General features: G+C 68.3%; 10 protein-coding genes. 6 read left to right on the top strand and 4 right to left on the bottom strand.

Annotated features, from left to right (window positions below):
- Positions 1-24: 24 nt before the first annotated feature.
- Positions 25-1,398, top strand: coding sequence for a sodium:proton antiporter (locus tag NP552_RS22110; protein WP_229590412.1), 1,374 nt, complete (start codon positions 25-27; stop codon positions 1,396-1,398).
- A 107-nt stretch (positions 1,399-1,505) separates the two neighbouring features.
- Here NP552_RS22110 and dsbG read toward each other — a convergent pair whose 3' ends face one another.
- The 3 genes from dsbG to dsbD are packed head-to-tail and all read right to left on the bottom strand — an operon-like array spanning position 1,506 to position 4,821.
- The gene (dsbG, locus tag NP552_RS22105) at positions 1,506-2,261 is read right to left on the bottom strand and encodes a thiol:disulfide interchange protein DsbG (RefSeq protein WP_043862397.1); all 756 of its coding nucleotides are present in this window, start codon (positions 2,259-2,261) and stop codon (positions 1,506-1,508) included.
- Complete coding sequence (locus NP552_RS22100; RefSeq protein ID WP_043862398.1) at positions 2,258-3,103, bottom strand: TlpA family protein disulfide reductase; 846 nt, start codon at positions 3,101-3,103, stop codon at positions 2,258-2,260. Before NP552_RS22100 ends, dsbG begins: the two co-directional genes overlap by 4 nt.
- Positions 3,103-4,821 (bottom strand): protein-disulfide reductase DsbD, encoded by a 1,719-nt coding sequence (gene dsbD, locus NP552_RS22095; RefSeq protein ID WP_043862399.1) that lies wholly within the window; start codon positions 4,819-4,821, stop codon positions 3,103-3,105. The genes NP552_RS22100 and dsbD overlap by 1 nt, the downstream gene beginning before the upstream one ends.
- Positions 4,822-4,996: 175 nt before the next feature.
- Between dsbD and NP552_RS22090 the strand changes: the two genes are divergently transcribed.
- The 4 genes from NP552_RS22090 (at position 4,997) to NP552_RS22075 (ending at position 9,088) form a co-directional block, all read left to right on the top strand.
- Positions 4,997-5,680, top strand: a complete 684-nt coding sequence (locus tag NP552_RS22090) for a response regulator (RefSeq protein ID WP_043862400.1) — start codon at positions 4,997-4,999, stop codon at positions 5,678-5,680.
- Complete coding sequence (locus NP552_RS22085) at positions 5,677-7,008, top strand: ATP-binding protein (protein ID WP_274097160.1); 1,332 nt, start codon at positions 5,677-5,679, stop codon at positions 7,006-7,008. Before NP552_RS22090 ends, NP552_RS22085 begins: the two co-directional genes overlap by 4 nt.
- Positions 7,009-7,076: 68 nt before the next feature.
- The gene (locus NP552_RS22080) at positions 7,077-7,550 is read left to right on the top strand and encodes a GNAT family N-acetyltransferase (RefSeq protein ID WP_116053305.1); all 474 of its coding nucleotides are present in this window, start codon (positions 7,077-7,079) and stop codon (positions 7,548-7,550) included.
- Between the two features lie 125 nt (positions 7,551-7,675).
- On the top strand, positions 7,676-9,088 hold the full coding sequence (locus NP552_RS22075) for an aspartate aminotransferase family protein (protein WP_274097159.1): 1,413 nt from the start codon (positions 7,676-7,678) through the stop codon (positions 9,086-9,088).
- A gap of 15 nt (positions 9,089-9,103) precedes the next feature.
- Here NP552_RS22075 and NP552_RS22070 read toward each other — a convergent pair whose 3' ends face one another.
- The gene (locus NP552_RS22070) at positions 9,104-9,976 is read right to left on the bottom strand and encodes a LysR family transcriptional regulator (protein ID WP_100634398.1); all 873 of its coding nucleotides are present in this window, start codon (positions 9,974-9,976) and stop codon (positions 9,104-9,106) included.
- Between the two features lie 214 nt (positions 9,977-10,190).
- Between NP552_RS22070 and NP552_RS22065 the strand changes: the two genes are divergently transcribed.
- Entirely contained in the window at positions 10,191-11,717 is a 1,527-nt protein-coding gene (locus NP552_RS22065) for an MFS transporter (RefSeq protein WP_054915568.1), read from the top strand.
- Positions 11,718-11,765 lie beyond the last annotated feature (48 nt).

The following is an 11,765-nucleotide window of genomic DNA, read 5'->3' as shown; positions in this document are numbered from 1 at the left end:
TGTCTGTCGCTGCTGGCGGCCCTCTTGTTGCTGTGCCTGCCGGGCATCGCCAGCGCCGCCGAGGTCGATGGCGCGCGCATGGGCCTGCTGTGGGGCGTGCCGTTTGCCGGCATCCTGCTGAGCATCGCCTTGCTGCCCATCGTGGCCGCACCGCTGTGGCATCACCATTTCGGCAAGATCACCCTGGGCTGGACGCTGCTGTTCGCGCTGCCGTTCTGCTTTGCCTTCGGCTGGCACGCCAGCCTGGGGCTGGGCGTGCACGTACTGCTGGCCGAGTACCTGCCGTTCATCATCCTGCTGTTTGCGCTGTTCACCATTTCGGGCGGGATCGTGGTGGAGGGCAACCTGCATGGCTCGCCGTGGCTCAACACGCGGTTGCTGGCGCTGGGGGCGGTGCTGGCCTCGGTGATGGGCACCACGGGGGCGGCGATGCTGCTGATCCGCCCGCTGCTGCGTGCCAACGACAACCGCAAGCACACCGCGCACGTGGTGGTGTTCTTCATCTTTCTGGTGGCCAACGTCGGCGGCGGCCTGACCCCGTTGGGCGACCCGCCGTTATTCCTGGGTTTTCTCAAGGGTGTGAGCTTTGCCTGGACCCTGCAGCACATGGCCTTGCCGGTGGTGCTGCTGGCGGTGCCGTTGCTGGGCGTGTTCTACCTGATCGACCGCTACTACTATCGCCGCGAAAACGAAATGCTGGCCGAAGACCCGACGCCGGATGCGCCGTTGCGCCTGCTGGGCAAGCGCAACTTCCTGCTGTTGGCGGGCGTGGTGCTGGCGGTATTGATGTCGGGCCTCTGGAAACCGGGGATTGGCGTCGAGCTGATGGGCACGCGGGTCGAGGTGCAGAACCTGTTGCGTGACGGCCTGCTGGTGGTACTGGCCTTGCTGTCGTTGTGGTTCACCCCGCGCGGCCTGCGGGTTGCCAACGAGTTCGACTGGGGGCCGATCGTCGAGGTGGCCAAGTTATTTGCGGGCATCTTTCTCACCATTGCCCCGGTGATTGCGATATTGCGGGCCGGCAGTGACGGCCAGTTGGCGTGGTTGGTGGCGAGCGTGAGTGGTGCGCAGGGCGAGCCGATCGACAGCATGTACTTCTGGTTGAGCGGGACCTTGTCGAGCTTCCTGGACAATGCGCCGACCTATTTGTTGTTCTTCAACATGGCGGCTGGGGATGCGCAGGTGTTGATGGAGCGCATGCCGCAGACCTTGCTGGCGATCTCCATGGGTTCGGTGTTCATGGGGGCGATGACCTACATTGGCAACGCGCCGAACTTCATGGTCAAGGCGATAGCCGAGCAGCGCGGGGTGAAGATGCCGAGCTTCTTCGGGTACATGGCGTGGTCGTGTGCGGTGCTGTTGCCGTTGCTGGTGGTGTTGACGCTGGTGATGCTGTAGCGCCACCCCAACCCCCAAAGGCCATGGTGCGTTGCAGAAAATGGCCTGTGGGATTTGCATCGCCAGCCCTGGTGCCCGGCTTCAGATATCTGTTGGCGTGGTGAGTCTCAGCGCTTGCCCAGTATCTTCCCCAACATCTCTGGCCGCGGCGCACCCTGCTGGGTCTGCAACTGCCCCTTGTCATCCAGGTAGAAGATCGCCGGCGTAGCCGACAATCCCAGCTCCTCCATCAGCGCCAGGTTCGCATCCAGCTTGGCCTGCACCTGCGCCGGAATCTTCGCCAGCGGCTTGAGCGTGCTGGCCTTGCCCGCGCTTTCATGGGCCTGCAAGGCCTTCTGCGGGTCGGCGCTGGCCAGCAACGCGGCCGACTTGGCCGGGCTGTCGGCGCGGATGATGCCGACCATGATGTGGCGCAATTGCACCTTGCCCGAGTCCACCCACGGCCGTGCCTGCTGCCAGAACATGTTGCAGTACGGGCAGTTGGGGTCGCTGAACAGGTACACCACCCGCGGTGCATCGGCCTTGCCATCGGCAATCCACGCGGTCTTGTCGAGCTTGGCCCACACCTGCTTGGCCATGGGCGCATACACCAGCTTCTCCAGCGGCGCCTCGCTCAGGTCCTGGCCCTGTTCGTCGAACAGGCTGCCAACCAGCACGTGCTTGCCGTCCGGGGTCAGGTACAGGGCCACGCCACGGTTCTGGAACTGCGCGGCATAACCTTTCAGGCCATTGGGCGCATCGAAGCTGCCGGTGACCTTGGCGCCCTTGGCCTCGATCTGCTGCACGGCCTTGGGCAATTCTTCGGCGACGGCCAGTTGGGTGGCGAACATGCCCAGGGCGAGGGTAATGGCGGAAACTTTCATGGTGTCGTCCTTGCTGGAACGGTGGGAGCGAGCGCGGTATCGCGGTCGAAGGATTCGAGGGCATGGCGCAGGCTGGCACGGGACAGCTCCCCCAGGTGGCTGCCCACCAGGCGCCCCTCGGCGTCGTAGAACAGGGTGGTGGGCAGCGCCATGGAGCCGACCTGCTGGGCCAGCTGGCCACCGGTATCGAACAGTACATGGGACAGGTTCAGGCCGGTGGTGGCCAGGAAGTTGGTGACGATCTGCGGGGTTTCGCCCTGGTTGACGAACAGGAAGGTCACGTCCGGATAATCATGCTGGGCCTGTTGCAGCACCGGCATCTCGCGCCGGCACGGCGGGCACCAGGTGGCCCACAGGTTGATCACCAACGGCCGGCCGCGGTGGCTGTGCAGCGCCACCGAATGGCCCTGGGCATCGCGCAGGGCCAGGTCCGGCAGTTGCGTGCCCTGTTCGTAGAGGTGGCTGGCCCAGCTGGCCAGCAACCAGAACAGCGCGCCGCTGAACAGGCCCCAGCCCAGTGGCCGGCGCAGGCTCGCCTGGCGCCAGGCGTACCAGGCCGCCCCCAGCAGCACCGCCACCAGGCCGGCCCAGGGCAAAAAGCCGCCATCGCGGATGTCGATGATCTGCACCGGGTCTTCGGCATACATCGACCAGTAGCGCGCCACGAACCCCAGCCGGGCGCACAGCAGGCCGAGCAGGAACAGGCGAAACAGTGCGGCCTCGGGGTTGTCGCCGCCGCGCCTGGCCACCCGCCAGCCCACCAGCGTGGCCAGGCCCAGGGCGCAGAGCAGCAGCAGGTGGTCGAGGGCGATGGTCAGGGGGCCCAGGTTAACGGTCAGCATCAGCCTTGGCTCCGGGTGGCGGTCCAGTGTTGCAGGAAGGTGGCGGCGTTGACTTCACCGGTGATGCGCCTGGCCCGGCGCTCGTCACCCTCGGGGCCGATCCACAGCATGCTCGGCGGGCCGGGCACCTGGTAGCGCTGCAGCAACTGCTGGCTGGCCGGGGCATCGGCGGTCACGTCCAGGCGTACCAGGCGCACGCCTTCCAGCGCGGCGAGCACTTCGGGGCGGGCGAACACCTGTTTTTCCATGACCTTGCACGACACGCACCAGTCGGCGTAGTAATCCAGGAACACCCACTGCCCCTGGGCCTTGGCGGCGTCCAGCTGCGCCTGCAGCTCGGCCGGGGTGCGCACCGTGGTGAAGGCGTCGGCGTGGGGCGCAGCCACGGCATTGCCGGTGCCACCGGCATAGGGTTGCAGGGGCTGCAGCAGGTTGCTCGCGCCACCGGCCGCGCCCACCACCAGCAAGGCGCCCCACAGGCCCGCCAGCAGCACGGCCGGTTGCAGGGCGCGCAGGGTGTGGACCGCGGGCCAGGCGCCCCAGGCCAGCGCGATCAGCCAGGCCCCGCACAGGCCCAGCCACAGCGCAGGGTCGAGCACCGCGCGCAGGGTGTACAGCGCCATGCCCAGGAACACGAAGCCGAACACCGCCTTGACCCGGTTCATCCAGGCCCCCGGACGTGGCAGGTAGCGGTTGCCCACGGTCACCAGCAGCAACAGCGGCAGGCCCATGCCCAGCCCCAGGCTGAACAGCACCAGCGCCCCATGCACGGCATTGCCGCTCTGCGCGATGTACAGCAGCGCGCCGGCCAGCGGGGCGGTCATGCACGGCCCCATCAGCAGGCCCGACAAGGCCCCCAGCAGTACCGCGCCATACAGATTGCCGCCACGGGTGTTGCGGCCTGCGCGCTCCAGGCGGTCGCGCACGAAGGTGGGCAGCTGCAGCTCGAAGGCGCCGAACATCGGCAGGGCCAGCAGCACGAACAGCGCGGCCAGGCTGCCCAGCAGCCAAGGCTGCTGCAGCCATGCCTGCAGGCTGGCGCCAAGCAGTGCGGCGACCACGCCCAGGGCGGCATACACCAGCGCCATGCTCAGCACGTAGGCGCCTGCCAGCACCAGCCCGCGGCGGGTGCTGGCGCCGTTGCCCATCACCAGCCCGGCCAGGATCGGCAGCATCGGCAACGAACAGGGGGTAAAGGCCAGCAGCAGTCCCAGGCCGAAGAAGGCCAGCAGGCTCCAGGCCAGCGGGTGTTCGCCGAGGCTGCCGGCCAGGGCCTGGTCGCTGGCCTGCTCGGCGCCTGCGGCCTGCCCGCCCAGGTCGACCGGGCTGGTTTGGGGCGGGTAGCACAGCCCCGCGTCGGCACAGCCCTGCCAGCCCATGCGCAACTGGCCGGTGGCGTTGGCCGGTATCAGCAGCTCGAGTTCGCCGCGGTACACCTGGGTTTCGCCGAAGTACTCGTCGCTGTGGGGCAGGGCCGGCGGCAATGGTGGTACCGCCTCGGGGGCCAGGCCGTCGAACTTCAGACGCTTCTGGTACAGGTAGTAGCCGTCGCTGATCTGCCAGTGCAGGCGCATCTGCCCCGAGGGCAGGCGCTCGCTGCTGAACACGAAGGCCTTTTCCACGGGCAGGAATTCGCTCTGGGCAAAAGGGTTGTTGAAGGGCTGGGCCTGGCTCAGCGAACTGAACAGCCACAGCAGGGCTAGCAGAAATACGCGCATGTCGACGCCTTGGCAGTGCGATAAGCCCGCAAGACTGACCGGCATGGATTAACCCAGGGTTAACCGATGGGCAGCCGTCGCCTCGCAGGCGACGTGTGCGCCTGGGCGCGGCATAATCCCCGGTTAATCCGCCTGTGGCCCACTGGGCCTTTCTGCCAACGACCGAGCCCGCCCCATGCACGTACTGCTCTGTGAAGACGATGACCTGATCGCCAGCGGCATCATTGCCGGCCTGAGTGCCCAGGGCCTGACCGTCGACCGCGTGGCCAGCGCCAGTGCGGCGCGGGCGATGCTGCAGGCCGCGCATTTCGACGTGATGGTGCTGGACCTGGGGCTGCCCGACGAAGACGGCCTCAAGCTGCTGCAACGCCTGCGCCAGCAGGGCCACAGCCTGCCGGTGCTGATCCTGACCGCGCGCGATGCGGTCACCGACCGGGTCGACGGGCTGCAGGCCGGCGCCGACGACTACCTGCTCAAACCCTTCGATCTGCGCGAGCTGGCCGCGCGCCTGCACACCCTGCTGCGCCGCGTGGCCGGGCGCTGTGTCAACGTCATCGAACACGGCCCGCTGAGCTTCGACCCCTCCAGCTGCGAAGCGCACCTGGCCGGTCAGCCGGTGGACCTGTCGCGCCGCGAACAGGCGCTGCTCCAGGCCCTGCTGCAGAACCGCGGCCGGGTGCTGTCCAGCGAGCAGCTCAAGGACAGCGTCTACGGCTTTGGCGACGAGGTCGAAAGCAATGCCCTGAACGTGCACATCCATCACCTGCGCCGCAAGCTGGGCAACGGCATCGTCGAGACCGTGCGCGGCCTGGGTTATCGCCTGGGGCCGGCCCAGGTGCCGCAGGCGTTGCAACGATGAGCCTGCGCCTGCGCCTGAGCCTGATTCTGGGCACTGCCTTCATCCTGATCTGGGCCCTGGCCGCGACGTGGATGCTGTGCGACCTGCGTCAGCAGATGATGTTCTCCCTCGACCAGCGCCTGGTGGCGTCGGCGCGCATGGTCGCCGGGCTGATTGACCAGTTGCCGCAGCCGCTGACCAGCAAGGGCGAGGGCACGCGCCTGAGCACCGACCAGTTCAGCATCCCCGACGGCATGGCCTGCCAGGTCAGCTCGCTGCGCGGCGAGATCCTGGCGCGCAGCCACAACCATGCCGACCAGACCCTCGACGATCAGCGCAGCGGCTTTCACGACCAGAAGATCGATGGCGCACTGTGGCGCAGCTTCACCTATGCACGCGGTGATGTGCGCATCACCACTGCCGACCGGCACCTGGAGCGCGAGGCGCTGAACCGCTCGATCCTGCTGGCGGCCTCGGCACCCGTGCTGGTGGCGTTGCTGGGCAGCCTCGGGCTGCTGTGGCTGGGGGTGGGCAAGGGCCTGGCGCCGCTCAACCGCATGCGCGACGCACTGCGCAGGCGCAGCCCCGATTCGCTGGAGCCGTTGCAGGTGCGTGCCCTGCCCAGCGAATTGCAGCCGTTGCTCGAAACCCAGAACCAGCTGTTCCAGCGCATCGGCCAGACCATCGAGCGCGAACGGCGCCTGACCGGCGATGCCGCGCATGAGCTGCGCAGCCCGCTGACGGCGATCAAGACCCACCTGCAAGTGGCCCGCATGACCGATGGCAAGGTGCGCGAGCAGGCCCTGGAGCATGCCGAGCAGGGCGCCGATCGCCTGCACCGTACCCTGGAGCAGCTGCTGTTGCTGGCGCGGGTGGAGGGCAGCCTGTCGTTCGATGATGGCGTGCAGTACAGCGCCGAGCAGATCGCCCGCCAGGCCATCCAGGATGCGGGCCTGGGCGACAACCGGCGCATCGTGCTGCAGGCTGCGGCGCCGGCGGGCCAGGTGTTTCCCGACATGCCCGCGGCGCTGGCGGTGGCGGCCTTGCGCAACCTGCTGGACAACGCCCTGCGCCACAGCGCCGCCGATGCGCCGGTGGAGCTGCATGTTCAGGTCGAGGCGAACACCGTGGGCTTTCTGGTGCGCGACCATGGGCCGGGCATCGATGCACAGAACCTGCAGCATGTGACCCAGCGTTTCTGGCGCAATGGCCATAGCGAAGGCTGTGGCCTGGGCCTGGCGATCGTGCAGGCGATCGTGCAGCGCTGCGCCTGCTCGCTGACGTTCGACAGCCACGCCGACGGCTTGCGCGTGTTGCTGCAGATGCCGTTGCGTGCACATCAAATGTAACCCCGCCGGCCTCGTCAGGCGCCGGTCGCCCCCGTAAGGTGTGGACCGCACAGCACCAGGGAGCACTCATGGACGAACGGATTCGCATTGCCAGGGCCCGGCCGGCCGAGGCCGCCCTGATCGAGCGGCTGATGCAGCAGAGCATCGCCACCGCAGCCGACCAGGACCATCACGGCGACCTGCAGGTGATCGACGCCTGGTCGCGCAGCAAGCAGCGTGCGCAGATCACCGACTGGCTGGGCGACCCGGCCCTGTACCTGAACCTGGGGCGCTGGCAGGGTCGCCCGGTGGCTACCGCGCTGGCCTTGCGCAGCGGCGAGATCTGCCAGTGCTTCGTGCAGCGCGACCACACCGGGCATGGCATCGGTCGGGCACTGGTGCTGGACCTGGAACACGCCTTGCGCCGCTGGGGCTGTACCCATGCATCGCTGTACAGCACCGCCTCGGCCCAGGATTTTTTCGCACGCCTGGGTTATTCGCCCAGCGGTGAGGCGCTGGGATTTCATGGCCTGCACCTGCAACTGATGCACAAAACCTTCTAGAAGACCGCCCCGCGCGCTAAATCCGCAGGGCGGTGGTGCGTCTTTCAAGCGAGTACACATCCCGACACAACGCTGGCCATCGGCGCGTGGCGGGACCATCCGCTTGCTTGCGAGGGTTACTTCCGATGTCAGTCGCTACCTGCCTTGCCCAGGCACAGCCGGCTTCTTCAGCCGACGAGCCTGGCGAAACGCTTTATCACTTCGAAGATTCGCCGCTGCTGACGCGACAGAAGCAGCAGGAGTCCAATGCACGCAGTTACCCGCGGCGCATTCCGCTGGCGCTCAAGCGTGCCCAGGGGCTTTACGTCGAAGACGTCGAGGGCCGCCAGTTCATCGACTGCCTGGCCGGCGCCGGCACCCTGGCCCTGGGCCACAACCACCCGGTGGTGATCGAGGCGATCCAGCAGGTGCTGGCCGACGGCCTGCCGCTGCATACCCTGGACCTGACCACGCCGGTCAAGGACCAGTTCGTGCAGGACCTGTTCGGCCTGCTGCCACCGGCCTTCAGCGCCCAGGCCCGGATCCAGTTCTGCGGGCCGACCGGCACCGATGCGGTGGAGGCCGCGCTCAAGCTGGTACGCACTGCCACCGGTCGCAGCACGGTGCTGTCGTTCCAGGGCGGCTACCACGGCATGAGCCTGGGCGCGCTGAGCCTGATGGGCAGCCTGGGGCCGAAGAAACCGATGGGCGCACTGCTGGGCAACGGCGTTCAGTTCCTGCCATACCCCTACGACTACCGCTGCCCGTTCGGGCTGGGCGGCGAGCAGGGCGTGCAGGTCAACCTGCGCTACCTGGAAAACCTGCTGAGCGACCCCGAAGGCGGCGTGCAGTTGCCGGCGGCGGTGATCGTCGAGGTGGTGCAGGGCGAGGGCGGCATGATCCCGGCCGACCTCGACTGGCTGCGCGGCGTGCGGCGCATCACCGAGCAGGCGGGCGTGGCGCTGATCGTCGACGAGATCCAGAGCGGCTTTGCCCGCACCGGCAGGATGTTCGCCTTCGAGCACGCCGGCATCGTGCCGGACGTGGTGGTGCTGTCCAAGGCCATCGGCGGCAGCCTGCCGCTGGCAGTGGTGGTGTACTGCGACTGGCTCGACACCTGGCTGCCGGGTGCCCACGCCGGCACCTTCCGTGGCAACCAGATGGCCATGGCTGCAGGCTCGGCGGTGATGCGTTATCTCAAGGAACACGACGTGGCCGCCCACGCCGAGGCCATGGGCGCACGGCTGTGCGAGCACCTGGCGGTGCTGCAGCGCGACTTCCCGCACCTGGGCGACATTCGCGGTCGCGGGCTGATGCTCGGCGTCGAGGTGGTGGACCCGCAAGGGGCCGCCGATGCGCTGGGGCATGCGCCGGGGTTCGGCAAGCTGGCCTCGCTGATCCAGAACGAATGCCTCAAGCGCGGGCTGATCATCGAACTGGGTGGGCGCAACGGTTGCGTGGTGCGCTTTCTGCCGCCGCTGATCATTACCGCCGCGCAGGTGGACGACGTGGCCGAGCGCTTCGCCCGCGCCTTGCCGGCGGCCCTGCAGCGTCTGTAAGGCGCGCGGGTGCGATCAGCCCTGGCCGGTGCGCAGGGCCTCGATGTAGCGCATCACCGCGGGCGCCTTCTCGAAACGCCGATGCAGCACGGTGAGGCACGAGGTGGGTTGGCTGTCGGCGATGCGCCGGTAGCTGACCTGCGGCAGGGTGATGTGTTGCAGCACCGACTCGGGCACCAGCGCCACGCCCTGGCCCAGCGAAACCAGGGTGATGACCGCCACCAGGCTACCCGGCTGCGGCCCCAGGCGCGGCACGAAGCCACCCTGGGCGGCGACGGCCAGGGTGCCGGAGATCTGCTCGGGCAAGATGAAGGTTTCGGTGGCCAGGCGTGCGGCCATGATCTGCGGCAGCTCGTTCAACCGCGAGCTGGCCGGCAGGGCCAGGACAAAGCCTTCTTCGTGCAGGTCCATCGCGACCAGTTCGTCGGGCAGGTCCATCGGCGTGCGCACGTAGGCGATATCCAGCACACCGTCACGCACCAGCGCGGGGGACTCGGCCATGGGTTGCTCGCGGATGTTCAGCACCACCCCCGGGTGCGACTGGCTGAAGCGCGTCACCTGCTGCTGGAGCAGCCCCGAAAAGGCCGCCGAGGCCACATACCCCAACTCGATACGCCCCACGTCACCGCGCCCGGCCCGTTGTGCGCCCAGCTGCGCGGCATCGAACTGGCGCACCGCCTGTTCGGCCTCGGGCAGCAGCGCCTCGCCGGCGGCGGTCAGGCACACCTCGCGCTGGCTGCGCTCGAACAGGCGCACACCCAGCTGCCTTTCCATGTCCTGGATCTGCCGGCTCAGGGTCGGCGGGGCGATGCCCAGTTGCTCGGCGGCGCGGGTGAAGTGGCCGAGGCGGGCGACGCTGAGAAAATAGCGGAAATGGCGGATTTCCATGGGGTCTCGTTAGCTGCAGGCTAATGACGCAGGCGATCCTGGCTAACAAGGCCAGGCCGTAGCGGCGGTAATGTGTAGTAACACTACAAGATGCGTGACGTGGCGGCAAAGCCGCTGCGCCGATGAGCATCCGGTGGCTACACCGGCCCTGTCGCGGCAGCCTGCTCGGACACCGCGACACCGGCCCCAGATCGCCTTGCACGGGAGCCTTGCAATGTCCTCCGCCCGTTTCACCCTGTTCACGGCTTCGGCCGTGTGCGCCCTGATCATCCTCGACACCAATATCGTCGCCGTCAGCCTGCCGAGCATCGCCCGCGACCTGTCCGGCTCGTTCGCCGACATCGAATGGGTGGTCAGCGCCTACCTGCTGGCCTTCGCCGCACTGCTGCTGCCCGCCGGCAGCCTGGCCGACCGCTTCGGGCGCCGGCGCATGCTGCAACTGGGCCTGGGCCTGTTCGGCCTCGCCTCGCTGGCCTGCGGCGCGGCGCCCACCCTGGTGTTCCTCGACATCGCACGGGCCGCCAAGGGCGTGGGCGCGGCGTTGCTGCTGACCTCGGCACTGGCTGCCATCGGCCACCGCTTCCACGAGCCCGAGGCGCGCATGCGGGCCTGGGCGTTCTGGGGCGCGTGCATGGGCGCGACCATCACCTTCGCGCCGCTGCTGGGCGGGCTGATCGCCAGCACCCTGGGCTGGCGCTGGATCTTCTACATCAACCTGCCGCTGGTGGCGGTGCTGGCGGTGATGGTGCGGCGCAGTGTCGAGGAGTCCCGCGACAGCGCCGCCGCGCGGCTGGACCCGTTTGGCAGCCTGACCTTCGCCGGCAGCCTGGGCTACCTGATCTGGGCGCTGATCGATGCCAACCAGGTCGGCTGGGGCAGTGCCCAGACCCTTGGGCGCCTGGTGATCGCAGCGTTCCTGTTCGGCCTGTTCATTCTGGTGGAGCGCAATCAGGCGCGGCCGATGATCGACCTGCAACTGATGCGCAGCGCACGCTTCATCGGTGCATTGCTGGGCATGTTCGCCTACGCCGCCTGCGCCCAGGTGATGATGACCCTGCTGCCGCTGTACCTGCAGAACGGCCTGCAACTGTCGGCCTTGGCCGCCGGCGCGGGCATGCTGCCGTTTGCCCTGGCGATGCTGCTGACCCCGCGCCTGGGCATGCGCCTGTCGGCGCGGCTGAGCAGCGCCCAGGTGTTCGCCCTGGGCCTGCTGCTGGTGGGCGCGGGCAACCTGCTGTGCGGCGCGGCGGCCAGCTATGGCGGCTACCTGAGCTTCGCCCTGGCCAGCATCGTGCTGGGCGCCGGGGCCGGTCTGCTCAACGGTGACACGCAGAAGAACATCATGGCCTGCGTGCCGCGCGAGCGCACCGGCATGGCCTCGGGCCTGAGCACTACCACGCGCTTTGGTGCCATCGTGCTGGCCATCGGCATTCTGGGCGGCATCCTGGCGGCGCGCAGCGGGCAGTTGCTGCGCGAGGCGGTGGCAGGGGTGGCGCCTGGGCAACTGGACAAGGTCGGCGACATGGCCACCCGGGTTGCCGCCGGTGACCTGCCGGCAGCGCTGGCTATGGTCGACCCGGCACTGCGCGAAACCCTCGCGCCGCTGGCGCAGCACGCCTTCATCGGCGGCTTCGAGACGGTGCTGCAAAGCGCCGGGGTGGCGGCGCTGGTGTTCGCCGTGGTGGTCGGTGTGCTGCTTGGCAGGCCGCTGCCGGTGCCGCAACCGCTGCCGGCGCGCTGATCGCGCGCACGCTGGTGTTCGGCGCAACTGAAAAGCCCCAGGCGTTGC

The sequence above is a fragment of the Pseudomonas sp. 8209 genome, from assembly GCF_028682105.1.
In the GTDB taxonomy this organism is placed as follows: Bacteria; Pseudomonadota; Gammaproteobacteria; order Pseudomonadales; family Pseudomonadaceae; genus Aquipseudomonas; species Aquipseudomonas palmensis.
This window is presented reverse-complemented; position numbering and strand designations above follow the sequence as displayed.